The 24,010-nt window shown below is 69.6% G+C and carries 24 protein-coding genes; 17 read left to right on the top strand and 7 right to left on the bottom strand.

Translation table 11 applies throughout. The features are described from left to right. The first annotated feature begins 90 nt into the window (after window positions 1-90). The 11 genes from AC07RM_RS17325 (at window position 91) to mnhG (ending at window position 10,128) form a co-directional block, all read left to right on the top strand. On the top strand, window positions 91-420 hold the full coding sequence (locus AC07RM_RS17325; RefSeq protein WP_203205071.1) for a ComEA family DNA-binding protein: 330 nt from the start codon (window positions 91-93) through the stop codon (window positions 418-420). A 177-nt stretch (window positions 421-597) separates the two neighbouring features. After that, window positions 598-1,566 (top strand): TRAP transporter substrate-binding protein, encoded by a 969-nt coding sequence (locus tag AC07RM_RS17320; protein WP_495335314.1) that lies wholly within the window; start codon window positions 598-600, stop codon window positions 1,564-1,566. A 3-nt stretch (window positions 1,567-1,569) separates the two neighbouring features. After that, window positions 1,570-2,103, top strand: coding sequence for a TRAP transporter small permease (locus tag AC07RM_RS17315; RefSeq protein ID WP_203205069.1), 534 nt, complete (start codon window positions 1,570-1,572; stop codon window positions 2,101-2,103). A gap of 36 nt (window positions 2,104-2,139) precedes the next feature. Further along, window positions 2,140-3,453, top strand: coding sequence for a TRAP transporter large permease (locus tag AC07RM_RS17310; protein ID WP_203205068.1), 1,314 nt, complete (start codon window positions 2,140-2,142; stop codon window positions 3,451-3,453). A gap of 34 nt (window positions 3,454-3,487) precedes the next feature. Continuing rightward, the gene (gene crcB, locus AC07RM_RS17305; protein ID WP_296798698.1) at window positions 3,488-3,865 is read left to right on the top strand and encodes a fluoride efflux transporter CrcB; all 378 of its coding nucleotides are present in this window, start codon (window positions 3,488-3,490) and stop codon (window positions 3,863-3,865) included. Window positions 3,866-3,944: 79 nt separating this feature from the next. Further along, complete coding sequence (locus tag AC07RM_RS17300; RefSeq protein WP_495335313.1) at window positions 3,945-6,905, top strand: monovalent cation/H+ antiporter subunit A; 2,961 nt, start codon at window positions 3,945-3,947, stop codon at window positions 6,903-6,905. Next, the gene (locus AC07RM_RS17295; RefSeq protein ID WP_495335312.1) at window positions 6,905-7,267 is read left to right on the top strand and encodes a Na+/H+ antiporter subunit C; all 363 of its coding nucleotides are present in this window, start codon (window positions 6,905-6,907) and stop codon (window positions 7,265-7,267) included. Before AC07RM_RS17300 ends, AC07RM_RS17295 begins: the two co-directional genes overlap by 1 nt. Continuing rightward, the gene (locus AC07RM_RS17290) at window positions 7,264-8,985 is read left to right on the top strand and encodes a monovalent cation/H+ antiporter subunit D (RefSeq protein WP_495335311.1); all 1,722 of its coding nucleotides are present in this window, start codon (window positions 7,264-7,266) and stop codon (window positions 8,983-8,985) included. Before AC07RM_RS17295 ends, AC07RM_RS17290 begins: the two co-directional genes overlap by 4 nt. Next, complete coding sequence (locus AC07RM_RS17285; protein ID WP_495335310.1) at window positions 8,982-9,473, top strand: Na+/H+ antiporter subunit E; 492 nt, start codon at window positions 8,982-8,984, stop codon at window positions 9,471-9,473. The genes AC07RM_RS17290 and AC07RM_RS17285 overlap by 4 nt, the downstream gene beginning before the upstream one ends. Beyond that, a complete protein-coding gene (locus AC07RM_RS17280; protein WP_057589592.1) occupies window positions 9,470-9,748 on the top strand; it encodes a K+/H+ antiporter subunit F in 279 nt (92 codons plus the stop codon). The genes AC07RM_RS17285 and AC07RM_RS17280 overlap by 4 nt, the downstream gene beginning before the upstream one ends. After that, window positions 9,745-10,128: a monovalent cation/H(+) antiporter subunit G gene (gene mnhG / locus AC07RM_RS17275; RefSeq protein WP_296798694.1), complete on the top strand. Its 384-nt coding sequence runs from the start codon at window positions 9,745-9,747 to the stop codon at window positions 10,126-10,128. The genes AC07RM_RS17280 and mnhG overlap by 4 nt, the downstream gene beginning before the upstream one ends. Before the next feature lie 22 nt (window positions 10,129-10,150). Here mnhG and AC07RM_RS17270 read toward each other — a convergent pair whose 3' ends face one another. Then, window positions 10,151-11,143, bottom strand: a complete 993-nt coding sequence (locus AC07RM_RS17270; RefSeq protein WP_495335309.1) for an ABC transporter substrate-binding protein — start codon at window positions 11,141-11,143, stop codon at window positions 10,151-10,153. A 106-nt stretch (window positions 11,144-11,249) separates the two neighbouring features. Here AC07RM_RS17270 and AC07RM_RS17265 point away from each other — a divergent pair, with 106 nt between their 5' ends. From AC07RM_RS17265 to AC07RM_RS17240, 6 genes are all read left to right on the top strand, one after another. Then, on the top strand, window positions 11,250-11,933 hold the full coding sequence (locus AC07RM_RS17265; RefSeq protein ID WP_495335308.1) for a TetR family transcriptional regulator: 684 nt from the start codon (window positions 11,250-11,252) through the stop codon (window positions 11,931-11,933). A 101-nt stretch (window positions 11,934-12,034) separates the two neighbouring features. Next, complete coding sequence (locus AC07RM_RS17260) at window positions 12,035-12,850, top strand: ABC transporter permease (protein WP_093349229.1); 816 nt, start codon at window positions 12,035-12,037, stop codon at window positions 12,848-12,850. Next, window positions 12,847-13,899 (top strand): NAD-dependent epimerase/dehydratase family protein, encoded by a 1,053-nt coding sequence (locus tag AC07RM_RS17255; protein ID WP_203205061.1) that lies wholly within the window; start codon window positions 12,847-12,849, stop codon window positions 13,897-13,899. Before AC07RM_RS17260 ends, AC07RM_RS17255 begins: the two co-directional genes overlap by 4 nt. An 11-nt stretch (window positions 13,900-13,910) precedes the next feature. After that, a complete protein-coding gene (locus AC07RM_RS17250) occupies window positions 13,911-14,780 on the top strand; it encodes a GNAT family N-acetyltransferase (RefSeq protein WP_495335307.1) in 870 nt (289 codons plus the stop codon). 11 nt (window positions 14,781-14,791) lie between these two features. Continuing rightward, window positions 14,792-15,859 (top strand): dihydrodipicolinate synthase family protein, encoded by a 1,068-nt coding sequence (locus tag AC07RM_RS17245; protein ID WP_495335306.1) that lies wholly within the window; start codon window positions 14,792-14,794, stop codon window positions 15,857-15,859. Continuing rightward, a complete protein-coding gene (locus tag AC07RM_RS17240; protein ID WP_209541149.1) occupies window positions 15,856-16,656 on the top strand; it encodes an ABC transporter ATP-binding protein in 801 nt (266 codons plus the stop codon). Before AC07RM_RS17245 ends, AC07RM_RS17240 begins: the two co-directional genes overlap by 4 nt. A gap of 10 nt (window positions 16,657-16,666) precedes the next feature. Here AC07RM_RS17240 and AC07RM_RS17235 read toward each other — a convergent pair whose 3' ends face one another. From AC07RM_RS17235 to AC07RM_RS17210, 6 genes are all read right to left on the bottom strand, one after another. Further along, on the bottom strand, window positions 16,667-17,683 hold the full coding sequence (locus AC07RM_RS17235; RefSeq protein ID WP_395348299.1) for an XdhC family protein: 1,017 nt from the start codon (window positions 17,681-17,683) through the stop codon (window positions 16,667-16,669). 39 nt (window positions 17,684-17,722) lie between these two features. Continuing rightward, on the bottom strand, window positions 17,723-18,394 hold the full coding sequence (locus tag AC07RM_RS17230) for an SRPBCC family protein (RefSeq protein ID WP_495335305.1): 672 nt from the start codon (window positions 18,392-18,394) through the stop codon (window positions 17,723-17,725). Window positions 18,395-18,442: 48 nt separating this feature from the next. Further along, window positions 18,443-19,645 (bottom strand): vWA domain-containing protein, encoded by a 1,203-nt coding sequence (locus AC07RM_RS17225; protein WP_495335304.1) that lies wholly within the window; start codon window positions 19,643-19,645, stop codon window positions 18,443-18,445. A 12-nt stretch (window positions 19,646-19,657) separates the two neighbouring features. Continuing rightward, window positions 19,658-20,563 (bottom strand): AAA family ATPase, encoded by a 906-nt coding sequence (locus tag AC07RM_RS17220; protein WP_296800563.1) that lies wholly within the window; start codon window positions 20,561-20,563, stop codon window positions 19,658-19,660. 167 nt (window positions 20,564-20,730) lie between these two features. Then, entirely contained in the window at window positions 20,731-21,522 is a 792-nt protein-coding gene (locus AC07RM_RS17215) for an FAD binding domain-containing protein (RefSeq protein ID WP_093349206.1), read from the bottom strand. A 37-nt stretch (window positions 21,523-21,559) separates the two neighbouring features. After that, the gene (locus tag AC07RM_RS17210) at window positions 21,560-24,010 is read right to left on the bottom strand and encodes a xanthine dehydrogenase family protein molybdopterin-binding subunit (RefSeq protein WP_495335303.1); all 2,451 of its coding nucleotides are present in this window, start codon (window positions 24,008-24,010) and stop codon (window positions 21,560-21,562) included.

Genomic DNA, 24,010 nt, shown 5'->3' with positions numbered 1-24,010 from the left:
CGCGGCCGTCAACGCCCTGTTCCGAGCCCTCGTTGAGCCGAAGCCGACGTCTTGTCGGCGCATCAAAAGCATCAACGAGGGAGTTCAAACATGTTCAAGAAAATCGTGGCCACGGCCGCCCTGCTGTTCGCTGCCGCATCGTTCGCGGCGGTCGATGTCAACAAGGGCAGCGAAGCCGATCTCGATGGCCTCAAGGGCGTGGGACCCGCGCTCTCCAAGCGCATCCTCGACGCGCGCAAGCAGGGCGAGTTCAAGGACTGGGCCGATCTCATGCAGCGCGTGAAGGGCGTGAAGGAGAAGGCCGCGGCCAAGCTCTCGGCCGAGGGCCTCACGGTCAACGGCAAGGCCTACGCGGGTGGCGACGCACCGGCCGCCGCGCCAAAGGCCGGCAAGCCCGCGAAGGTCGCGGCCAAGGAATGACGGGGCCTTAGCCCCGCGAACGAGCCGCCCTTCGGGGCGGCTTTTTCATGCGCGTCAACCCATGCCGACACGGTGCCGCCACCGCGCAACAAGCAGGGAAAGGCCTCAGCAAGTGGCCCGGAATTTGCACGTATGCTTTTTCTTTCGTTTTGCTTTCACTACATCCGGAGCGCGCACATGAATCACAAGTTCGGCCTGACCCTCGCAGGCCTCACCCTCGGCGCCGCGGCCTTCGCGCAAACCAAGTGGGACCTGCCCACCGCCTACCCGGCCACGAACTACCACACCGAGAACATCACGCAGTTCGCGAAGGACGTGGACGCGGCCACCGGCGGCAAGCTCAAGGTCACGGTGCATGCGAACGCCTCGCTGTTCAAGGCGCCCGAGATCAAGCGCGCGGTGCAAAGCGGCCAGGCCCAGGCCGGCGAAATCCTGCTGGCCAACTTCGCCAACGAGAACCCAATCTACGCGCTCGACGGCGTGCCCTTCCTGGCGACCACCTACCCCGAGGCGAAGAAGCTCTACGAAGCCTCCAAGCCCGCGATGGAGAAGCTGCTCGCCGCGCAAGGCATCAAGGTGCTGTTCGTGGTGCCGTGGGCGCCGCAGGGCATCTACTCGAAGAAGGAAGTGAGCTCGGTGGCCGACCTGCGCGGCATCAAGTGGCGTGCCTACAGCCCGGCCACCGCCAAGATCGCCGAACTGATCGGCGCGCAGCCGGTGCAGATCCAGCAGGCCGAGCTCAGCGCGGCCATGGCCACGGGCGTGATCGAGAGCTACATGAGCTCGGGCTCGACCGGCTACGACACCAAGACCTTCGAGCACATCAAGAACTTCTACGACACGCAGGCCTGGATCCCGAAGAACGCGATCCTCGTCAACGCCAAGGCCTTCGATGCGCTCGACGCCACCACCAAGGCCGCCGTCACCAAGGCCGCGGCCGATGCAGAGACGCGCGGCTGGAAGGTCGCGCAGGAGAAGAACGAGGAATACAAACGCCTGCTCGCCGAGCGCGGCATGAAGATCCACAAACCCTCGGCCAAGCTCGATGCCGACATGCGCCAGGTCGGCGGGATCATGCAGGCCGACTGGCTCAAGGCCGCGGGCCCCGACGGCCAGGCCATCGTCGACGCCTACAAGAAAAAGTAGCCCGTGCGCAAATTCCTCGACCGCCTCTACGACGGCGCCGGCGCGCTCGGCGCGTTCTGCGTGTTCCTGATCTTCGTGCTGATGATCCTGGCCGGCGTGGGCCGGCAGATGAACTGGCACGTGAGCGGGCTCAACGACGTGGTGGCGTGGCTGTGCGCGGCCGCGGCCTTCTTCGCGATGGCCCATGCGTTCCGCCACGGCGACTTCGTGCGCGTCACGCTGTTGCTCGAGGCCGTGCCGCCGAAGACGCGGCGCGTGCTCGACGTCACCTGCCTGCTGATCGCTGCGGTCTCGGTGTCCTATCTCACCTACTGGGCCACCAGCTTCACCTGGGAGAGCTACGAGTTCGCCGAGATGGCCACGGGCCTGGTCGTGATCCCGATCTGGATTCCGCAATCGACCTTCGTGATCGGCTGCTGGCTGCTGCTGATCGCGATGATCGACGAGCTCGTGGGCGTGCTGCGCGGCGAGAAGCCCAGCTACCAGCGCGCCATAGAAGAACGCCACGCCGCGGGCGACTTCTCGTCCGACGTCTGAGTCTTCGAACACCCACAACAACACCCAAGACACCCGATGTTCGAAAACCTCTGGATGGGCGCCCTGCTGCTCGGGATCATGCTGCTGCTGCTCGCGGGCGGCGTCTGGATCGCGATGACGCTGGCCATCGTCGGCTGGGTCGGCCAGGCCTTCTTCACCAACACGCTGCCCGGCAAGAACCTGTTCTCGGCCTTCTGGGAAAGCAATGCGAGCTGGGAGCTCGCGGCGCTGCCGCTGTTCATCTGGATGGGCGAGATCCTCTTTCGAACCAAGCTCAGCGAGGAGATGTTCGAGGGCCTGCGCCCCTGGCTCAATCGCGTGCCGGGCCGGCTGATGCACACCACCATCCTCGGCTGCGGCGTGTTCGGCTCGGTCTCGGGCTCCTCGGCCGCGACCTGCGCCACCATCGCCAAGGTCGCGCTGCCCGAACTCAAGCGCCGCGGCTACAACGAGAAGCTCGCCATCGGCTCGCTCGCCACCGCGGGCACGCTCGGCATCCTGATCCCGCCCTCGATCACGATGGTGGTCTATGCCGTGGCGGCCGACGCGTCCATCATCCGCATCTTCCTTGCGGGCTTCCTGCCCGGGTTCCTGCTGATGCTGCTGTTCTCGGGCTACATCGGCTGGTGGAGCCTGCGCAATCCCGACAAGGTGCCGCCGGCCGATCCGCCGACCACCTTCATGGAAAAGATCCGGCTCTCGGGCAACCTGATCCCCTGCGCGCTGCTGATCGTGTTCATCGTCTGGGTGCTGGTGGCGGGCTGGGCCACGGCCACCGAATGCGCGGCCTTCGGCGTGCTCGGTTCGCTGGCCATCGCGGCCTGGGGCCGCAGCCTGACCTGGAAGAACTTCAAGGACGGACTCATGGGTGCCACGCGCACCAGCTGCATGATCATGTTCATCCTCGCGGGTGCGGCCTTCCTCACCAAGACCATGGCCTTCACCGGCATCCCGCGCGAACTCGCCGAATGGGTCGACAGCATGCACCTGTCGCCCTACGCGCTGATCGGGGCCCTGGTCGTGGTCTACCTGGTGCTGGGCACGGCGCTCGACGGCATCTCGATGATCGTGCTGACCAGCGCGGTGGTGCTGCCGATGATCCAGAAGGCCGGCTTCGACCTCGTGTGGTTTGGCATCTTCATCGTGCTGCTGGTCGAGATCGCCGAGGTCACGCCGCCGGTGGGCTTCAACCTCTTCGTGCTGCAGAACATGACGGGCAAGGACAGCAACGTGATCGCCAAGGCGGCGATCCCATTCTTCTTCTGCCTCGTGCTGTGCATCGCGCTGATTACCTTGTTCCCGAGCATCGTCACCATCCTGCCCGACGTGGTGATGGGCAAGGAGCGCTAGCAGCGCCCGCGGCGGCTTGCGGATAATCGCCGCCATGCTGCTGAACGTCGTCGTCATCTGCCTCGCCGCCTGCGTCGGCGCCCTCCTGCGCTGGGGCTTCGCCCTGTGGCTCAACCCCGGCGGCATCCTGCCCTGGGGCACGCTGGCGGTGAACCTGATCGGCGGCTACCTGATCGGCGTGGCGATCGGCGTGTTCAGCGGCCTGCCGGACATCAACCCGGCCTGGCGCCTGATGGTGATCACCGGCTTCCTTGGCACCCTCACCACCTTCTCGAGCTTCTCGGCCGAAGTGGTGGGCATGCTGACCGGCGGCCGCGTCGGACTCGCCATGGGCACCATCGCCCTGCACCTGGGCGGCTCGCTGTGCATGACCTGGCTCGGACTGCGTACCGTGCAGGCCTTCTCGGCCTGATCGCCGGCCTAAAAACCGCCTTATGTCCTGCGGTTATAGATAGGGTCTGCCATAGAGGCGGCCGATAGAATCGACCGCAATGCCCCTCGTCCTGCTCGTCGCACTCCCGTTCCTTGCCAGCGTGCTGGCGGCCTTGATGCCGTCGAACGCGCGCAATCGGGAGTCCACGCTCGCGGGGCTGGTCGCGCTGGGCTGCGCGGTGCAGACGGCGTGGCTGTTCCCCCGGCTCGCCAACGGCAACGTGCTGCGTCACGAGATCGAATGGCTGCCCGCGCTGGGCCTGAACCTCGTGTTCCGCATGGACGGCTTCGCCTGGCTGTTCTGCATGCTGGTGCTGGGCATCGGCACGCTGGTGGTACTGTATGCGCGCTACTACATGTCGGCCTCCGACCCGGTGCCGCGCTTCTTCTCGTTCTTCCTCGCGTTCATGGGCGCGATGATGGGCGTGGTGCTCTCGGGCAACCTGATCCAGATGGTGCTGTTCTGGGAGCTCACCAGCCTGTTCTCTTTCCTCCTGATCGGCTACTGGCACCACCGGCGCGACGCGCGGCGCGGCGCGCGCATGGCGCTCACGGTCACCGGCGCGGGCGGGCTGTGCCTGCTGGCCGGCGTGCTGGTGCTGGGCCGCATCGTCGGCAGCTACGAGCTCGACGTGGTGCTGGCCTCGGGTGACGTGATCCGCGCCCACGCGCTGTACCCGGTGGCGCTGGTGCTGATCCTGCTGGGCGCCTTCACCAAGAGCGCGCAGTTCCCGTTCCACTTCTGGCTGCCGCGCGCCATGGCCGCGCCCACGCCGGTGTCGGCCTACCTGCACTCGGCCACCATGGTGAAGCTCGGCGTGTTCCTGATGGCGCGGCTGTGGCCCGTGCTCTCCGGCACCGAGCAGTGGTTCTGGCTGGTGGGCGGCGCGGGCGCGATCACGCTGCTGCTGGGCGGCTTCATCGCCATGTTCCAGCGCGACCTGAAGGCATTGCTGGCCTACTCGACCATCTCGCACCTCGGCCTCATCACCCTGCTGCTGGGCCTCAACAGCCCGCTCGCGGCGGTGGCGGCGGTGTTCCACGTCATGAACCACGCGACCTTCAAGGCCTCGCTGTTCATGGCCGCCGGCATCATCGACCACGAGACCGGCACGCGCGACATCCGCAAGCTCAGCGGCCTGATGAAGCTGATGCCGATCACGGGCACGCTGGCCATCATCGCCAGCGCCTCGATGGCCGGCGTGCCGCTGCTCAACGGTTTTCTCTCCAAGGAGATGTTCTTCGCCGAGACGGTGTTCATCCAGGCCACGCCCTGGGTCGACTTCAGCCTGCCGCTGATCGCCACGCTGGCCGGCATCTTCAGCGTGGCCTATTCGGCGCGCTTCGTGTTCGACGTGTTCTTCGGCGCGCCCTGCGGCAATGAGGTGCCCAAGCCGCCGCACGAGCCGCCGCACTGGATGCGCGTGCCGGTCGAGCTGCTGGTGCTGATCTGCCTGGTGGTGGGCGTGGCGCCGGCCTGGTCGGTCGGCCCGATGCTGGCCGCCGCGGCCGCGCCCGTGGTCGGCGGCGTCCTGCCCGAGTACAGCCTGGCCGTGTGGCACGGCTTCAACCTGCCGCTCCTGATGAGCTTCGTCGCCCTGGCGGGCGGCGCGGGGCTCTACCTGCTGCAGCGCCGCCAGCGCGCGGCCGGCGGCCTCGAGCACACGCCGCTCTTGCACCGCTTCGACGGCCAGGTGATCTTCGAGCACCTGATCGCGCTGCTGAGCGAGGCCGGCCGCCGCAGCCGCCGCCTGTTCGGTACGCGCCGCATGCAGACCCAGCTGCTGCTGCTCGTGGTGGTGGCCGTGGCCGGCGCCTTCGCGGCGCTCAAGCAGACGCCCGCGGCCGCCGGCACGCGCGAGCTGCTGCCCTTCTCGCCGATGTTCGCCATGACCTGGCTGATCGGCGGCGTCTGCGCGCTGGCCGCCGCCTGGCAGGCCAAGTTCCACCGGCTCGCGGCGCTGATGCTGGCCGCGGGCGCGGGCTTGGTCTCGTGCGTCACCTACATCTGGTTCTCGGCGCCCGACCTCGCGCTCACGCAACTGGTGGTCGAGGCCGTGACCACGGTGCTGATCCTGCTGGGCCTGCGCTGGCTGCCGATGCGCAGCAAGGACGCGGTGCAGACCGCGAGCGCGCGCCTGCGCCCCTGGGGCCGGCGCGGCCGCGACCTGCTGGTGGCCACCGTCGCGGGCTGCGGCATGGCGGCGCTGGCCTGGGCCATGATGACGCGCACCTTCCCGCAGAGCATCTCGCCCTTCTTCCTCGAGCGCGCGCTCAGCGAGGGCGGTGGCACCAACGTGGTCAACGTGATGCTGGTCGACTTCCGCGGCTTCGACACCTTCGGCGAGATCACCGTGCTCGGCGTGGTGGCGCTCACCGTCTATGCGCTGCTGCGCCGCTTCCGGCCCGCGGTCGAATCGATGGCGCTGCCGCCGCAACAGCGCGCCCAGGCCGACGACGGCAGCAGCGACCTGCTGAACCCGCGCCGCGCCAAGGACACCGCCGTCGGCTACCTGATGGTGCCCGCGGTGCTGGTGCGCCTGCTGCTGCCGCTGTCGGTGCTGGTGGCGGTCTATCTCTTCATGCGCGGCCACAACGCGCCCGGCGGCGGCTTCGTCGCGGGGCTGGTGATGTCGGTGGCGCTGGTGCTGCAGTTCATCGTCTCGGGCACCGAGTGGGTGGAGGAGCACCTGCGCATCTACCCGCGCCGCTGGATCGCCATCGGCCTGCTGTTCGCGCTCGGTACCGGCAGCGGCGCGGTCTTCTTCGGCTACCCCTTCCTGACCACGCACACCGCCCACCTGCACCTGCCGGTGCTCGGCGACATCCACGTGCCCAGCGCCCTGTTCTTCGACATCGGCGTGTTCGCGCTGGTGCTCGGTGCCACCATGCTGATCCTCACCGCGCTCGCGCACCAGTCGGTGCGCAGCCATCGCTGGGCCGACGAGCAGGCCGAGAAGGAGGCGCAGGCCGAAGCGGATGCGCTGGCGGCCGGCGCCACGCCGGAGGGAGCGCGCTGATGGAAATCGTGCTCGCCCTCGCGATCGGCGTGCTGACCGGCTCGGGTGTCTACCTGCTGCTGCGTCCGCGCACCTTCCAGGTCATCATGGGCCTGACCCTGATCTCGTACGCGGTCAATCTCTTCATCTTCAGCATGGGCCGGCTCAAGGTCGACAGCGAGCCGGTGCTGATCCCCGGCTTCACGGCCACGCTGGCCAACACGGCCGACCCGATGCCGCAGGCGCTGGTGCTCACCGCGATCGTGATCGGCTTCGCGATGACCGCGCTGTTCCTGGTGGTGCTGCTGGCCTCGCGCGGCCTGACCGGCACCGACCACGTGGACGGCGAGGAACGCCAGGAACAGGAAGAGGCGCGCGAATGACCGAGCTCTTCCGCCTGCTCGACCAGTTGCTCGAGATCAGCATGCCGCACCTGGTGGCGGTGCCGATCCTGGTGCCGATGCTCACGGCCGCGCTGATGCTGCTCTTGGGCGAGCAGCGCCGCCGCACCAAGTCCTTCCTCAGCGTGGTCTCGGGCCTGGTGGGCCTGATGGCCGCGCTCGCGCTGCTGCGCTGGGTCAACGCGGCCGACACCGGCGGCGGCCCGGGCTCGATCGGCGTCTACCTGCCGGGCAACTGGCGCGCGCCCTTCGGCATCGTGCTGGTGGCCGACCGGCTCTCGACCATGATGGTGGCGCTGACCGGCGTGATCGCCTTCGCCGCCTCGATCTACTCCACCTCGCGCTGGGACCGCGCGGGCGTGCACTTCCATCCGCTGCTGCAGCTGCAGCTCATGGGCCTGAACGGCGCCTTCCTCACCGGCGACCTGTTCAACCTGTTCGTGTTCTTCGAGGTCATGCTGGCCGCCTCCTACGGCCTGCTACTGCACGGCTCGGGCCGGCTGCGGGTGCAGGCCGGGCTGCACTACATCGCGATCAACCTCGCCGCTTCCTCGCTGTTCCTGATCGGCGCGGCCATGCTGTACGGCGCCACCGGCACGCTCAACATGGCCGACTTGGGGCTGCGCATCGCCCAGCTCGCGCCCGGCGACCGCGGCCTGGTGCACGCGGCCGCTGCCATCCTGTTCACCGCCTTCTTCGCCAAGGCCGGGGCCTGGCCGCTCAACTTCTGGCTGGTGCCGGCCTACAGCGCGGCCGTGTCGCCGGTGGGCGCGGTGTTCGCGCTGCTCACCAAGCTCGGCGTCTACACCGTGCTGCGGCTGTGGACCGTGCTGTTCGCGCCCGACACCGGTGCCTCGGCCGAGTTCGGCCAGGTGGTGCTGATCGGCGCCGGCCTCGCCACCCTGTTCGTCGCGGCCATCGGCATCGTCGGCACGCAGCGGCTGTCGAACCTCGCGGGCTTCAGCGTGCTGATCTCGGCCGGCACGCTGCTCACCGCGGTCGGGCTGGGCCAGCCCGATGTCTGGGCCGGCGCGCTGTTCTACCTGCTGAGCTCCACGCTCGCGGTGGCCGCCTTCTTCCTCTTGATCGACATGATCGAGCGCTGGCGCAACGCCGGCATGAGCGTGGCGCCGCACGAGGCCGCGGGCAACGCGCCCTTCCTGGCCGAGGACCTGCGCGCGCTCGACGACGTGAACCTCGACGACAACGCGCAGGCGCTCTACGGCCGCGCCATCCCGGCCGGCGTGGCCTTCCTCGGCCTGAGCTTCATGATCTGCACGCTGCTGCTCACCGGCCTGCCGCCGCTGTCGGGCTTCGTCGGCAAGTTCGCGATGCTGTCGGGGCTGATGGGCAGCGTCAGCGCGCTCACCACCGCCGACTGGACCTTCCTCGTGCTGCTGATCGCCTCGGGCTTCCTCGCGCTGATCGCGCTGACGCGCACCGGCATCCGCCATTTCTGGACCCAGCCGCATGCCAACCTGCCCTCGCTGCCCGCGCTCGAGGTGCTGCCGGTGGCCGGGCTGATCGCGGCCTGCATCGCGCTCACCGTCTGGTCCGAGCCGGTGCTGCGCCACGCGATGGCCACCGCCGAGGGCCTGCGCACGCCGAGCGCCTACCGCGAGGCGGTGATGGGCGCGCGGCAGGTGCCGAACCCGGTGCCCGCTGCTGCCAAGGGCGATACGAAGGCCGGCACGCCATGAAGCGCCTGATCCCCTCCCCGCCGCTGTCGGTCGCGCTGCTCGTCGTCTGGCTGCTGCTCAACCAGTCGCTCGAGGCCAGCACCCTGGTGTCGGGAGTGCTGCTGGCCGTCGCCGTGCCGCTGCTGACCAAGGGCCTGCGGCCCGCCACCGTGCGCATGCGCCGGCCCGGCGTGGCGCTGCGGCTGGCCGGCGTCGTGCTCTACGACATGTCGCTGTCGGTGTTCGCGGTGGCGCGCGCACTGCTCACGCGCCGCAGCGACCAGATCCATTCGAACTTCCTGCGCATACCGCTGGACCTGCGCGACCCCAACGGCCTCGCGGTGCTCGCGATGATCATGTGCCTCACGCCCGGCACCGCCTGGGGCGAGGTGGCCTTCGACCGCAGCACCCTGCTGATCCACGTCTTCGACCTCGACGACGAGGCGGCCTTCATCGCCCAGATCAAGAGCCGCTACGAACGTCCGCTGATGGAGATCTTCGAATCATGACGCCCATCCTCTTCTGGTCGCTCAAGTTCGCGCTGTTCCTGCTCGCGGTGGCGATGCTGTGCGCCGTCGCGCGCCTGCTGATCGGCCCCACCGCGCAGGACCGCGTGATGGCGCTCGACTGCCTCTACATCAACGGCATGCTGATGATGCTGGTGCTGGGCATCGTCTACGCGAGCGACGTGTACTTCGGCGCCGCGATGCTGATCGCGCTGTTCGGCTTCGTCAGTTCGACGGCGATGGCCAAATTCCTGCTGCGCGGGGAGGTGATCGAATGAGCGACTTCGTCGTGGGCCCGCTGCCGCTGTGGGCCGAGATCGCCACCGGCGTGTTCGCGGTGCTGGGCGCGGCCTTCGCGGCCATCGGCTCCTTCGGCCTGGTGCGGCTGCCGAACTTCTTCCGCCGCATCCACGCGCCCACCCTGGGCGCCACCGGCGGCGTGTGGTCGATGATGGTCGCGACCATCGTCTACTTCTCGGTGCAGAGCCACAGCCTGTTCCTGCACGCGACCCTGATCGCGCTGTTCGTGGCGCTCACCACGCCCGTCACCACCATCTTCCTGATGCGCGCCGCGCTGTTCCGCGAACGGCAGAAGCACGGCGACGTGCCGCCGCCTGCGCCCTCGGACCAGGGACCGATCCCGCCTTACCAAGGCTGAAGGCCCGCGGCGCGCAGAGCGCTCAGGGCGCCATGCGCACGCTCTTGTCGAGGAAGTCGTTGCTGAACAGCAGCGCGGGGTCGTAGGGCTTCTCGATGCCGATCAGCGACGAGACCAGCTCGTAGTCGGCCTTCACGCGCGCGCCGTCGAATGCGCCGAGCGCCACCTTGGTGGTGGTGTCGTCGCGCATCAGCTGCTTGATGCGTTCCCACTGGTCGCGCTGGTTGTCGGGCGACAGCCCGCTCACGCTCGCGGTCAGCGCCTGCAGGCAGGGCGCGAAGTCCTTCACGCAGGCCTCGTAGGCGCGCTGCGTGACGGCGACGAACTTCTTCACCTGCTCGGGCTTCTTCGCGAGGTAGGCGCCGTTGACGATCAGCGAGTTGCCGTAGACGTTCACGCCCGCGCCGCGCCAGGGCTGGAAGCCGAGGTCGTCGCCGAACTCGCGCACCTTGAGGTCGTGCTCGTTGTAGAAGTCGCTGATGATGTCGACCGACTTGCTCTTGAGCGCCGCCACCTTGGCCTGCGGGCTCACGTTGACGAAGCTCACGCTGGCCGGATCGAGCCCGGTCTTCTTGGCGAAGGCCGGCCACATCAGGCGCGCGGCATCGCCCGGCGGATTGCCGATCTTGCGGCCCGCGAAGTCCTTCGGCCCCTGGATGCCCGAGGACTTGAGCCAGTAGAAGCCCTGCGGGCTGTTGGCGTAGATCACCATCAACGCCTTCACGTCGGCGCCCTTGCCGCGCGCCTGGATGGTGGTCGGCAGGTCGGAGATGCCGAGCTCGCTGCCGCCCGTGCCCACGCGCTGCGCCGACACGGCCGAGCCCTTGCCGGCCTCGATGTTGAGGTCGATGCCGGCCTCCGAATACCAGCCCTTTGACTTCGCGTAGTAGAGCGGCGCATGGTCCGCCGTGGGCGTCCAGTTGAGCATCAGGCTCATGGAATCGGCGGCGAATACCGCGGGGCCCTGCAGCGCGAGAACGGCGGCGGCGCCAGCCACCGACAACAGCTTTTTCATGCAGCTCACTCCAAAAGAAGGTACAAACAGATCCTGAAATTCATATTACCAACTGTTTGGTTGACAGGCAATCGAAGCCTTCCCGCCCTGGAGACAGAATCCGACCATGCCTTCCGCCACCTCCCGCAAGTCCGCCGCCGCCACACCCGCGGCCGCAGCCCCCGTCGCCACGCGCCGCGAGCGCGACCCCGTCGCCGCCAAGCAGGCGCTGATCGCCGCCGCGGTCGCCGAGTTCGCGACCAAGGGCTTCGCGGGTGCGCGCGTCGACGAGATCGCCGCCGCCGCGGGCGTGAACAAGCAGCTCGTCTACCACTACTTCGAGAGCAAGCAGGGGCTGTACCTGGTGGCGCTCGAATCGGTCTATGCCGAGATCCGCGAGAAGGAACAGAAGCTCGAGCTCGGCGCGCTCGAGCCGCGCGAGGCGATGGCGCAGCTGGTGGCCTTCTCCTTCGACTACCTGGCCGAGCATCCCGAGTTCATCGCCATGCTGGCCGACGAGAACCGCAACCGCGGCGAGCACCTGCACGAGTCGGAGCGCCTGCAGAAGATGCACTCGCCCTTCATCGAGATGCTCGAGGCGACGCTCGAGCGCGGCGTGGCCGCGGGCGTGTTCCGCGCCGACTTCGACGCGATCAATCTCTACATCTCGATCGCCGGCATCTCCTATTTCTTCTTCTCGAACAACCACACGCTGTCGGCCATCTTCGGCACGCCGCTCGACGCGCGCGGCGCGCTGCTCAAGCGCCGGCGCCACGTGATCGAGTTCGCGCTCAACGCGCTGCGGCCCTGAGCGCCCGCGGCCCTCGCGCCGCTTTTTATCAACTGGTTGGTTGACTCGATGGGCCAGCCTCCCTATGATCCGCCGCATTGTTTCCTTCCACAGGAATTGAGATGACGGCATCCGACGGCGCCTCCCCGCCCACCGCAAGCTCCGCGCCGCTGTCCGGCGAACGCCCCGCCTGGCAGCGCTGGGCCGTGGTGGTCGCGGTGCACGTCGCGGCCGTGCTGCTGTGGGAGTTCGCGGTGCGCGCCTTCCAGATCCAGCCCTTCGTGCTGCCGGCGCCCTCGAAGGTGCTCGCCACCTTGGCCAATCCGCAGCACGCCTGGCTCATGAACACCGGCGTCACCGCGCTCGAGGTGTTCGGCGGCTATGTGCTGGGCCTGGTGCTCGGCATCCTCTGCGCGCTGCTGTTCGTCACCAGCCGGCGGCTGATGCTGGTGGCCTTCCCGCTGCTGGTCACGCTCAACATGATCCCGAAGGTGGCGATGGGCCCGCTGGTGATCGTGTGGTTCAGCTACGGCATCGGGCCGAACATCCTGATCACCTTCAGCCTGTGCTTCTTCCCGATCCTGCTGACCACGATCCGCGGCCTCAACGAGACCGAGCCCGAGCTGCTCGACCTGGTACGCGCGCTCAAGGGCTCGCGCTGGCAGCTGTTCCGCTACATCCAGTTGCCGGGCTCGCTGCCCTACGTGTTCTCGGGCATGAAGGTCGCCACCATCCTCGCGGTCGCGGGTGCGGTGGTGGGCGAGTTCATCGCGTCGGAGCGCGGCCTGGGCTACCTGATGATCCAGGTGCAGGCCTCGCTCGACACCCCCGCGGTCTTCATGGCCGTGCTCCTCATCACCGGCCTGGGCGTGCTGCTCTACCTGCTGGTGCTGCTGCTGGAGCGCCTCTTCATCACCCAGGACGCCCGAATCCAATGAACACCACCACCCCTGTCCTCGACGACCTCCCCTTTCCCGAACGCTTCGACACCGAGGCCGCGCTCGAGGACTACCTCGCCACGCCCTCGCGCGACCTGCTGCGCGACATGGCGCGCATCGACGGCGACCTGATGGTGCTCGGCGTCGGCGGCAAGATGGGCCCGACGCTCGCGCGGCTGGCGAAGAACGCGATGCCGGGCCGGCGCGTGATCGCGGTGGCGCGCTTCAGCGAGGCCGGCGTGCGCGAAGCGCTCGAGGCGCACGGCATCGAGACCCTGGCCTGCGACCTGCTCGACGCCGAGGCGATCGCGAAGCTGCCGCGCACGCCCAACGTGGTCTTCATGGCCGGGCGCAAGTTCGGCGCCGATGCCGACAACCCGCTGACCTGGGCCATGAACGCGCACGTGCCGGCGCTGGTGGCGCAGCACTTCAGCGGCTCGCGCATCGTGGCCTTCTCCACCGCCTGCGTCTATCCCTTCGTGCCGGTGATCGGCCAGGGCGCGCACGAGAGCGAGGCGCCCAATCCGCCCGGCGAATACGCCAACTCCTGCGTGGGCCGCGAGCGCATGTTCGAGTACTTCTCGCAGCGCCACGGCACGCCGGGCCGGCTGTTCCGCCTGAGCTACGCCATCGACCTGCGCTACGGCGTGCTGGCCGACGTGGCCGGCAAGGTCTGGCGCGGCGAACCGGTGGACGTGACCATGGGCCACGTCAACGTGATCTGGCAGGGCGACGCCAACGCGCAGGCGCTGCGCTGCCTCGCGGCCGCGACGGTGCCGACCTCGCCGCTCAACGTGAGCGGCCCCGAGACCACCTCGATCCGCTGGCTGGCCGAGGAGTTCGGCCGCCGCTTCGGCAAGCCGGTGCAGATCGCGGGCAGCGAGGCGCCCACCGCCTGGCTCATGAACACCGGCGAGGCCGAGCGGCTGTTCGGCTATCCGCGCGTGCCGCTGTCGCAGCTCGTGGGCTGGGTCGCCGACTGGATCGCGCGCGAGCAGCGCCAGTACGGCAAGCCGACCAAGTTCGAATCGCGCGACGGCAAGTACTGAAGGAAGACACCGTGCCCGCCACCGTCACCGTCGAAACGCTGGACGCGCTCTCGCCGCGCGACCTGCCGCAGCTGGACGCGCTGGTCGCGGCCAGCGGCTGGAACCAGCTCGCGGCGGACTGGCGGCTGTTCGAGCGGCTCGGCAGCGTGCACGCGATACGCGATGGCGCAGGCGCGATCGTCGCCAGCGGCGCCGTGCTGCCGCTGGAGCGCGCGGCCGACGCGCCGCGCAACCAGCCCGGCGCCGCCTGGATCAGCATGATCCTCGTGACGCCCGCCGCGCGCGGACAGGGCCTGGGCCGCGCGGTGTTCGCGCACTGCCTCGAGCGCGTGCGCGCGCAGGGCCGCATCGCGATGCTCGATGCCACGCCGCAGGGCGAGCCGCTCTATGCGAGCTTCGGCTTCGCGCCGCTGTGGCGGCTCACGCGCTGGCGCCGCGAGGCGCTCGCGCACGCGGCCGATCCCGCGCCGGTCGACCGGCCCGATGCGGCGCCGCTCGCCGCGCTCGACACCGAGGCCCTGGGCCTCGCCCGCCCCCAGGTGCTCGCCGACCTGCTCGCGCGCCCGGGCAGCCGCTGCGTGCGCGATGGCCTGGCCTTCGCCCTCGTGCGCGAAGGCCGGGTCGCCCATCACGTCGGCCCGCTGCTCGCGGCCGACGAAGCCCATGCCCGCGCGCTGCTGCCGCGCGCGCTCGCCGGTATCGCCGGCCCGGTGCTGATCGACGCGCCCGACGGCCGCGCGCAACTCGCGCAGGCACTGCGCGCGGCGGGCTTCGAACCCCAGCGCGGCTTCGCGCGCATGGCGCTGCCGCCCGCGGGCGTGGCGGCGCCGGCCGGTCATCCCTCGTTCATCCACGCCATTGCCGGCCCCGAGTTCGGCTGAGGACTTCGCACATGCCATTGAACCGCTCCGACCTGCCCGCCGACGTGCTCGCGCTGCTCGCCAAGGGCACCGTGATCCCGGCCCATCCGCTCGCGCTCGATGCCGGGCGCCGCTTCGACCGCCGGCGCCAGCGCGCGCTGACGCGCTACTACGTCGATGCCGGCGCGGGCGGGCTTGCGGTCGGCGTGCACACCACGCAGTTCGCGATCCGCGAGCGCGGCCTCTATGCCGAGGTGCTCGAGGCCGCCATGGCCGACCGCCTGGCCTGGAGCGACCGGCCGATGGCAATGATCGCCGGCCTCTGCGGCCCGACCGCGCAGGCGAGCACCGAGGCGCGCACCGCCGTCTCGCTCGGCTACCACGCGGGCCTGCTGAGCCTGGCCGCGCTGGCCGGCGCCTCGGAAGATGCGCTGATCGCCCATTGCGAGGCGGTCGCGCGGGAGATCCCGCTGATCGGCTTCTACCTGCAGACCGTGGTCGGCGGCCCGGTGCTGTCGAGCGACTTCTGGCGCCGCTTCGCCTCGATCCCGAACGTGCTCGCGATCAAGGTCGCGCCCTTCAACCGCTACCGCACCATCGACGTGGTGCGCGGCGTGATCGAGGCGCGCGCCGAGGAACGCGTGTTCCTCTACACCGGCAACGACGACCACATCGTGCTCGACCTCGCCCTGCCCTTCGCGGCCATGCGCGACGGCGCGCCGGTGCAGGTGCGTTTTCGCGGCGGGCTGCTGGGCCACTGGTCGGTCTGGACCGCGGGCGCGGTGCAGCTGCTCGCGCGCATCCAGGCCGAGCTGGCGGCCGGCCACGGCAACCTGAGCCCCGAGCTGCTCGCGCTCGATGCACGCGTGACCGACTGCAACGCCGCCTTCTTCGACGTGGCGAACAACTTCCACGGCTGCATCGCGGGCTGCCACGAGGTGCTGCGCCGCCAGGGCCTGCTCGAGGGCATCTGGTGCCTCGACCCGGCCGAGGGGCTGGGCGCTGGCCAGTCGGCGGAGATCGATCGCGTGTACGCCGCGCACGGCGACCTCGCCGACGACGCCTTCGTGCGCGACAACCTCGCAAGGTGGCTCGCATGACCGAGGCTGCCGTCCGCGCGCAGGCCCGAGCGGAGGTCGAAGTGCCGCTGATCCGCATGCGCGGCCTGCGCAAGGTCTACCGCCGCCGCGACCAGGAGTTCCTCGCGGTCTCCGACGTCACGATGGACATCCACGCGGGCGACATGGTGTCGCTGGTCGGCCCCTCGGGCTGCGGCAAGTCGACGCTGCTGAAGATCCTCGCCGGGCTGCACGGCCACGACGGCGGCACGCTGGAGATCGGCGGCGGCCAGGCCTTCGAACCGGGCCGCGACGTGGGCATGGTGTTCCAGCAGCCGCTGCTCTTGAAGTGGCGCACCATCCTCGAGAACGTGCTGCTGCCGGCCGACATCCTCGGCCTCGACCGCAAGGCCGCGACGCAACGCGCGCACGAACTGCTCGAGATGGTCGGCCTCGCGGGCTTCGCCGACAAGCGGCCCTACGAGCTCTCGGGCGGCATGCAGCAGCGCGCCGCGATCGCGCGCGCGCTGATCCACGAACCCAAGCTGGTGCTGATGGACGAGCCCTTCGGCGCGCTCGATGCGCTCACGCGCGAGAAGATGAACCTCGAGATGCTGCGGATCTGGGAGCGCAGCCGCACCACCTTCGTGGTGGTCACGCACAGCATCCAGGAGGCGGTGTTCCTCGGCTCGCACTGCGCGGTGCTCACCGCGGGGCCGGCGCGCATGGCCGACTTCTTTCCGATCGAGCTGCCCGCGCCGCGCACGCTGCACATCAAGACCAGCGCCGAGTTCGGCCTCTACGTGCGGCGCATCTACGACCTGCTCGGCGTCGAATAGACCTTGCGGCTCAGGCCGGCAACAGCCGCTCCTTGGCGCGCGCCACTTCCATCTCGCGCGGCAGCGGCACGGCGTTCTTCACCGCGAGAATTTCCGCCATCACGCTGACCGCGATCTCGGGCGGCGTCTTGCTTCCGATGTAGATGCCGATCGGCCCGCGCAGCCGCGCCAGCGACTCGGTGGTCTGGTCGAAGTGCTCGATCATGCGGTCGCGCCGCGCGTCGGCATTGCGGCGCGAACCGATGGCGCCGACGTAGAAGGCGTCGCTCTGCAGCGCCTCGAGCAGCGCGAGGTCGTCGAGCTTGGGGTCGTGCGTGAGCGCCACCACGCAGCTGCGGCGGTCGGGCCGGAAGGCCAGCACCGCGTCGTCGGGCATCTCGGTGGTGATCTGCACGCCCGGCAACGACCAGGCGGTGCGGTACTCGGCGCGCGGATCGCACAGCGTGACCGCGAAGCCGCTGAACTTGGCCATCGTCGCGAGGTACTCGGCGAGCTGGCCCGCGCCGATCAGCAGCATGCGGTACTCGGGGCCGAAGGTGTTGGCGAGTTCGGTGTCGTTGACCGTGAGTTCGTCGGGCGCCTTGGCCTCCTCGAGCCGCACCACGCCCGTGGCCAGCTCGACGGTGCGCCGCATCAGCCGGCCCTGCTCGAGCTGCGACACCAGCGTGTCGAGCGCCCCCGCGTCGGGCGCGTACTCGAGCAGCAGCTCGAGCGTGCCGCCGCAGGGCAGGCCGAAGCGGTGCGCCTCGTCGGCCGTGATGCCGTACTTCACCAGCGCGGGCGGCGCGCCCAGCGGCACCTCCTCGGCCTGGCCGTGGGCATGGCTGTAGCGCGCGATCAGGTCGTCCTCGATGCAGCCGCCCGAGACCGAGCCGACCACCGCGCCGTCTTCGGCCAGCGCCATGATCGAGCCCACGGGCCGCGGCGACGAGCCCCAGGTGCGCACCACCGTGGTCAGCAGCGCGCGCTTGCCGGCACGCCGCCAGTCGCGCAGCGTGCGCAGCACCATCACGTCGAGGTTTTCCATCGCGTCTTCTTTCGTGGGAGCCGGAGCCTGACGGCCGTCTCAGCCGCCGCTGGAGGAATCGCCGCCCGTGCCGGGCTCGGCGTCCTTGTCCGATTTCTTGCCGAGTCCGATCTTCTTCATGAAGCCGGCCACCGCGCCGGTCTTCTCGGCCGACGCTTCCGCATTCTCGGACGCGGCGGCCGGCGGCGGGCCGTAGCGGCTTTGCATTTCGGCTTCGAAGCGCTTGAAGAAATCGTCGGCCGTGGACTTGGCCGCGCCGTCGATCAGGCGCTGGCCGAGCTGGGCGATCTTGCCGCCGACCTGAGCCTGCACGGTGTAGTCGAGCTCGCAGCCGACCGGGGCGGCGGCGGGCGCGCTCTCCGCGCCCTCGGCCACCGGGGCGTCCGCGGACGCCGCCGCCGGCGCGGCATCGGCCAGCGGCCGCAAGGTCACGCTCGACGAGCCCTTGGCGAAGCCGGCCACGCCGCCCTGCCCTTCGAAGGTGAGCTTGTAGCCGTCGGGCGCGACGATGTCCGAGAGCATCACCTTGCCGCTGAACTTGGCCGACACCGGGCCGATCTTGACCGCGAGGCCCACGCTGTAGGTGTTCTCGCCCGTCAGCTCGAACTTGTCGCAGCCGGGAATGCACTTCTTGAGCGTTTCCGGGTCGTTGAGCGCCTCCCAGGCCTGCTGCTGGGTGATGGCGAGCCGGCGGTTACCGAGCATTTCCATGGTGGTCTTTCCTTCTTGTGATCCTGTCCCGTCGCGGTCGGGAGAACGCTAGCGCCCCGACCGCATCAGCGCCGCGAGACTCGCGGCCAGCTGTTCGAGCGCGCTGAGATTGTGAACCGCGAGCATCGCGTCCGCATGGCGGTGCAGCACGCCGGCCCCACGCGCCAAAGGGGCGTAGCCCTCGAAGCGCAGCAACGGGTTGAGCCACAGCAGCCGGCGCGAATGGCGCTTGAGCCACTGCAGTTCCTGCGCGAGCTGGGCCGGCTCGCCGGTGTCGAGCCCGTCGCTGATGACCAGCACCAGCGTGCGGCGGCCGGTCAGCCGGCGCGCATGGCGCTGGCGCAGCTCGGCCAGCGAGCTGCCGAGCCGCGTGCCGCCCGCGAAATCGTCGATGGCGAGGCTGGCCGTGGCCAGCATGTCGTCGGTGTCGGCCAGCCGGAAGGCCGGCGTGAGGTCGGTCAGCCCGGTGCCGAAGGCGAACACGTCGCGCCGGCCCGCGCGCCGCGTGGCCGCGTGCAGAAAGGCCAGCAGCAGCCGCGCATAGCGCTCCATCGAGCCCGAGACGTCGACCAGCACCAGCAGCGGCAGCGGCTGTTCGCGCCGCGCCAGCCGCGGCAGGCGCAGCATCTCGCCGCCGGTGCGCGCCGCCTCGTGCAGCACGCCGGGCCAGTGCATGCGCGCATGGCGGCCGTTCTCGCCAGCGGGGCGCAGGCGCCGCGTGGGCAGCCGCGGCACGGGCAGCGAGATGTCGCGCGCGAGCCGCTCGACCAGCCGGTACTCGGCCGCGCCCAGCGCATTGAAGTCGGCATGGTGCAGCCGCTGGCGATCGCTCGCGGTCATGGCGGCGTCGAACTCGACTTCCTTGTCGGGCAGCGCGGCCAGCGCCGGCTTGTGCGGATCGCGCGGCGCGGCCAGCGCCTCGCGCACGCGCGGCCGGCGCTTCGAGGGCTCGGCCTTGCCCTCGGCGCTCGGCAGCATCTGCGCGAGCAGCTTGTTGGCGAGCTCGGGGTCGCGGAACCAGGCGTCGAACAGCTCGCGGAACACCAGCCGGTCCTGCTCGCGGCTGACCATCACGGCCTCGAGCGCGGCGCTCAGGTCGAGCCTGCGCTCCACGCCGACCAGCGTGGCGGCCTCCTCGGCCAGTGCGATGCGCGCGGCGTCGGTGCGCACGCCCGCGCGGCGCAGCGCCCGGCCGAAGGCGGCGATGTTGCCGGCCAGCTTGCCGGTGCGGGCGTCGCCTAGTTGCTGCATCGCGGCCTCATCTCACGCGCCGGCCTGCTCCGGTTCCGGCTTCAGCAGCTCGCTCGCCAGCTCGCGCGTCAGCGCCGCCACGTCGTCGCGCTGCTTGAACAGGATGCCGGCGGTGTCGGACACCACCTCGGGATCGAGCTCGATCGTGTCGAGCGCGATCAGCGCGCGCGCCCACTCCACGCTCTCGGCAATGCCGGGCGCGCGCTGGAAGGCGTTGACGAAGGGCGCGCTGCGCAGGCGGGCGGCGAAGTCGGCCACCTGCGCCGACAGCTTCTCGCTCACGCCCGGCACCTGGGCGCGCACGATGGCCAGTTCGCGCTCGCGCTCGGGATAGTCGAGCCAGTGGTAGAGGCAGCGCCGCTTCACGGCGTCGTTGAGTTCGCGCGTGCGATTGCTCGTGAGGATGGTGACCGGCGCCACCTCGGCGCGGATGGTGCCGAGCTCGGGAATGCTGACCTGGTACTCGCCGAGGTACTCGAGCAGGAAGGCCTCGAAGGGCTCGTCGGCGCGGTCGACCTCGTCGATCAGCAGCACCGCGCCCGGCGCCGGCGCCTGCAGCGCCTGCAGCAGCGGGCGGCGGATCAGGTAGTGCGGCTGGTAGACCTCGGCCTCGACGTCGCGCACCGCGCCCGAGGCCTCGACCGCGCGCATGTGCAGCAGCTGCGCCGCGTAGTTCCACTCGTAGAGCGCCTCGCGCTGCTCGAGGCCGTCGTAGCACTGCAGCCGCAGCAGCTCGCGCTGCAGCGCCTTGGCCAGCGCCTTCGCGAGCTCGGTCTTGCCCACGCCGGGCTCGCCCTCGAGCAGCAGCGGGCGCTGCAGCTTCAGCGCGAGGAACACGGCGGTCGCGAGCCGGCGGTCGGCGTAGTAGCCGGCGCGCAGCAGGCCGTCGGTGAGGGAGTCGATGGTCTCGAAGGTCATGGCCTAGGGTAATGCAAGGCCGCCGGGCATGCGGGATCGGGCGGCCGAACGCAGAAGTCGCGAAGGTTCCGCGAAAGTCGCAGAAGGAAGACAGAAATGAATGGGCTTCTTTTCTGCGACTTCTGCGTTGCTTTTGTCTTCCTTCTGCGTTCGGCTGTCCGGATTCCTCAGCCCAGCGCCTTCGTCACCGCGCGCTGCGTCAGCACGTTGATCAGGTTGGCGCGGTAGGCCGCCGTGGCGTGCAGGTCGGTGTTGAGCTCGCTGGCGTCGATCTTCACGCCGGCCGCGGCGGCCGCGGTGAAGCTCTTGTTGAGCGCATCCTCGAGCCCCGCGTGCCGGAACACGCCGTTGCCCGCGCCGGTGATGGCCACGCGCACGCCGCTGTCGTACTGCGCGAGGAATACGCCGACCAGCGGGAAATGCGAGGCCTTCTGGCGCAGCTTCTCGTAGACCGCGCGCTTCGGGATCGGGAAGCGGATCGCGGTGATCAGCTCGCCGTCCTCGAGCGCGGTGGTGAACAGGCCCAGGAAGAAATCGTCGGCCGCGATCTCGCGCTTGGTGGTGATCACGGTCGCGCCCGATCCCAGCACCGCGCTCGGATAGCAGGCGGCCGGATCGTTGTTGGCCACCGAGCCGCCGATGGTGCCCATCGCGCGCACCTGCCGGTCGCCGATGCGCGAGGCCAGGTCGGCCAGCGCCGGGAAGGCGGCCTTCACCTCGGCGTTGTTGGCCACGTCGAGGTGGCGCGACATGGCACCGATGACGATGGCATCGCCATCCTTCCTGATGCCGGTGAGTTCCTTGATGCCGCCGAGGTCGACGAGCTGTTCGGGCGCCGACAGGCGCAGCTTCATCGAGGCCAGCAGGGTCTGGCCGCCCGCCAGGGGCTTGCCGCCGGCTTCGGCCAGCTTGACGGCGTCGGCCAGCGCCGCGGGCCGTTCGAACGTGAAGGCGTACATGGGGTGGTTCCTTCTTTATTTGTATGGAGGGGGTTGATCAGGCGGCCGGACGGCCCTGCGTGCTGGCGGCCAGCGCGGGCTGCTGCGCCACCGGGTCGCTGGCGGCGCTGCCGCTGCCCTTCTGCATCGCTTCCCAGACGCGGCTCGACGAGGCCGGCATGTCGAAGTCCTTCACGCCCAGCGGCGCCAGCGCATCGAGCACGGCGTTGATGACCGCCGGCGGCGAGCCGATCGCGCCCGCCTCGCCGCAGCCCTTGGTGCCCAGCGGGTTGTGGGTGCAGGGCGTGCAGACGGTGTCGAGCTTGAACTGCGGGAACTCGGCGGCGCGCGGCATGGCGTAGTCCATGAAGCTGCCGGTGAGCAGCTGGCCGGTCTCGTTGTCGTAGACGCAGTTCTCGAGCAGCGCCTGGCCAATCCCCTGCACCAGCCCGCCGTGCACCTGGCCCTCGACGATCATCGGATTGATGATGGTGCCGAAGTCGTCGACCGCGGTGAAGCGGTCCACGCGCACCTCGCCGGTCTGCTTGTCGATCTCGACCTCGCAGATGTAGGTGCCGCCCGGGAAGGTGAAGTTGGTCGGGTCGTAGAAGGCGGTCTCGTTGAGGCCCGGCTCGAGCTTGTCGAGCGGGTAGTTGTGCGGCACGTAGGCCGTCAGCGCCACCTGGCCGAACGGGATCTTCTTGTCGGTGCCCTTGACCGTGAACTCGCCGTTGGCGAACTCGATGTCGGCGTCGCTCGCCTCCATCAGGTGGGCCGCGATCTTCTTGGCCTTGGCCTCGATCTTGTCGAGCGCCTTCATGATGGCCGCGCCGCCGACCGAGATCGAGCGCGAGCCGTAGGTGCCCATGCCGAAGGGCACGCGGCCGGTGTCGCCGTGCACCACGTCGACCGCCTCGACCGCGATGCCCAGGCGCGCCGCCACCACCTGCGCGAAGGTGGTCTCGTGGCCCTGGCCATGGCTGTGCGAGCCGGTGAACACGGTCACGCTGCCGGTCGGATGCACGCGGATCTCGCCGCACTCGAACAGGCCCGCGCGCGCGCCGAGCGCGCCCGCGATGTTCGACGGCGCGATGCCGCAGGCCTCGATGTAGCTCGAGTAGCCGATGCCGCGCAGCTTGCCGGCCGCCTCGCTGGCCGACTTGCGCTGGCCATAGCCCTCGACCTCGGCCAGCTTGCGCGCCTTGTCCATGCAGGCATGGAAGTCGCCGGTGTCGTACTGCAGCGCCACCGGCGTCTGGTACGGGAAGGCGGTGATGAAGTTGCGCTGGCGGATCTCGTCCTGGCCCAGGTTCATTTCCCAGGCGCAGCGCGAGACCAGCCGCTCGAGCAGGTAGGTGGCCTCGGGCCGGCCGGCGCCGCGGTAGGCGTCGACCGGTGCCGTGTTGGTGAACCAGGCATCGACCTCGACGTAGATCTGCGGCGTGGTGTACTGGCCCGCGAGCAAGGTGGCGTAGAGGATGGTCGGCACCGCGGTCGAGAAGGTCGACAGGTAGGCGCCGAGGTTGGCGTCGGTGTGGACCCGCATCGCGAGGAACTTGCCTTGACTGTCCATCGCCATCTCGGCATGGCTCACGTGGTCGCGGCCGTGCGCGTCCGACAGGAAGCATTCCGAGCGCTCGGCCGTCCACTTGATGTTGCGGTTGAGCTGCTTGGCGGCCCAGGTCAGGCACACGTCCTCGGCGTAGAGGAAGATCTTCGAGCCGAAGCCGCCGCCCACGTCGGGCGCGATCACGCGCACCTTGTGCTCGGGCAGGCCCAGCACGAAGGCCGTCATCAGCAGCCGCTCGACGTGCGGGTTCTGGTTCGAGACGTAGAGCGTGTAGTCGTCGGTGCCGCGGCTGTAGCTGCCGATGGCCACGCGCGGCTCGATCGGATTGGGAATCAGCCGGTTGTTGACCAGGTCGAGCTTCGTGACATGCGCGGCGCCCGCGAACGCGGCATCGACCGCCGCCTTGTCGCCCAGCGCCCACTTGTAGCACTGGTTGTCGGGCGCCTCGTCGTGGATCGTGACGCCGCCGGCCTTCTTCGCCGCGTCGGCCACGCCGACCAGCGCGGGCAGCACCTCGTACTCGACCACCACGGCCTCGGCCGCGTTCTTCGCCTGCTCGACCGTCTCGGCCACCACCATCGCGACGTGGTCGCCGACGTAGCGCACCTTGTTGATCGCGAGGATCGGGTGCATCGGCTCCTTCATCGGCGTGCCGTCGGGGTTGTTGATCAGCCAGCCGCAGGGCAGCCCGCCCATCTTGCCCTCGATGTCCTTGCCGCTGAAGATGCCGACCACGCCGGGCATGGTGAGCGCGTCGGCGATGTCGACCGAGACGACACGCGCATGCGCGTGCGGAGAACGCACGAACACCGCGTGCGACTGGTTGGCCAGCGTGATGTCGTCGGTGTAGTTGCCCGCCCCGGTCAGGAACCGGTAGTCTTCCTTGCGCCGGAGCGCGTCGCCGATGTGCGGCAGATTCGCGAAGTCGGAGGCACCCAT

It is taken from the genome of Variovorax sp. GW821-FHT09B05, assembly GCF_059418265.1.
This window is presented reverse-complemented; position numbering and strand designations above follow the sequence as displayed.

Bases quoted from the DNA above. Each gene is read 5' to 3' on its own strand.
- AC07RM_RS17325 (WP_203205071.1), top strand. From the start codon at position 91: ATGTTCAAGAAAATCGTGGCCACGGCCGCCCTGCTGTTCGCTGCCGCA.
- AC07RM_RS17320 (WP_495335314.1), top strand. From the start codon at position 598: ATGAATCACAAGTTCGGCCTGACCCTCGCAGGCCTCACCCTCGGCGCC.
- AC07RM_RS17310 (WP_203205068.1), top strand. From the start codon at position 2,140: ATGTTCGAAAACCTCTGGATGGGCGCCCTGCTGCTCGGGATCATGCTG.
- crcB (WP_296798698.1), top strand. From the start codon at position 3,488: ATGCTGCTGAACGTCGTCGTCATCTGCCTCGCCGCCTGCGTCGGCGCC.
- AC07RM_RS17300 (WP_495335313.1), top strand. From the start codon at position 3,945: ATGCCCCTCGTCCTGCTCGTCGCACTCCCGTTCCTTGCCAGCGTGCTG.
- AC07RM_RS17295 (WP_495335312.1), top strand. From the start codon at position 6,905: ATGGAAATCGTGCTCGCCCTCGCGATCGGCGTGCTGACCGGCTCGGGT.
- AC07RM_RS17290 (WP_495335311.1), top strand. From the start codon at position 7,264: ATGACCGAGCTCTTCCGCCTGCTCGACCAGTTGCTCGAGATCAGCATG.
- AC07RM_RS17285 (WP_495335310.1), top strand. From the start codon at position 8,982: ATGAAGCGCCTGATCCCCTCCCCGCCGCTGTCGGTCGCGCTGCTCGTC.
- AC07RM_RS17280 (WP_057589592.1), top strand. From the start codon at position 9,470: ATGACGCCCATCCTCTTCTGGTCGCTCAAGTTCGCGCTGTTCCTGCTC.
- mnhG (WP_296798694.1), top strand. From the start codon at position 9,745: ATGAGCGACTTCGTCGTGGGCCCGCTGCCGCTGTGGGCCGAGATCGCC.
- AC07RM_RS17270 (WP_495335309.1), bottom strand. From the start codon at position 11,143: ATGAAAAAGCTGTTGTCGGTGGCTGGCGCCGCCGCCGTTCTCGCGCTG.
- AC07RM_RS17265 (WP_495335308.1), top strand. From the start codon at position 11,250: ATGCCTTCCGCCACCTCCCGCAAGTCCGCCGCCGCCACACCCGCGGCC.
- AC07RM_RS17260 (WP_093349229.1), top strand. From the start codon at position 12,035: ATGACGGCATCCGACGGCGCCTCCCCGCCCACCGCAAGCTCCGCGCCG.
- AC07RM_RS17255 (WP_203205061.1), top strand. From the start codon at position 12,847: ATGAACACCACCACCCCTGTCCTCGACGACCTCCCCTTTCCCGAACGC.
- AC07RM_RS17245 (WP_495335306.1), top strand. From the start codon at position 14,792: ATGCCATTGAACCGCTCCGACCTGCCCGCCGACGTGCTCGCGCTGCTC.
- AC07RM_RS17240 (WP_209541149.1), top strand. From the start codon at position 15,856: ATGACCGAGGCTGCCGTCCGCGCGCAGGCCCGAGCGGAGGTCGAAGTG.
- AC07RM_RS17235 (WP_395348299.1), bottom strand. From the start codon at position 17,683: ATGGAAAACCTCGACGTGATGGTGCTGCGCACGCTGCGCGACTGGCGG.
- AC07RM_RS17230 (WP_495335305.1), bottom strand. From the start codon at position 18,394: ATGGAAATGCTCGGTAACCGCCGGCTCGCCATCACCCAGCAGCAGGCC.
- AC07RM_RS17225 (WP_495335304.1), bottom strand. From the start codon at position 19,645: ATGCAGCAACTAGGCGACGCCCGCACCGGCAAGCTGGCCGGCAACATC.
- AC07RM_RS17220 (WP_296800563.1), bottom strand. From the start codon at position 20,563: ATGACCTTCGAGACCATCGACTCCCTCACCGACGGCCTGCTGCGCGCC.
- AC07RM_RS17215 (WP_093349206.1), bottom strand. From the start codon at position 21,522: ATGTACGCCTTCACGTTCGAACGGCCCGCGGCGCTGGCCGACGCCGTC.
- AC07RM_RS17210 (WP_495335303.1), bottom strand. From the start codon at position 24,010: ATGGGTGCCTCCGACTTCGCGAATCTGCCGCACATCGGCGACGCGCTC.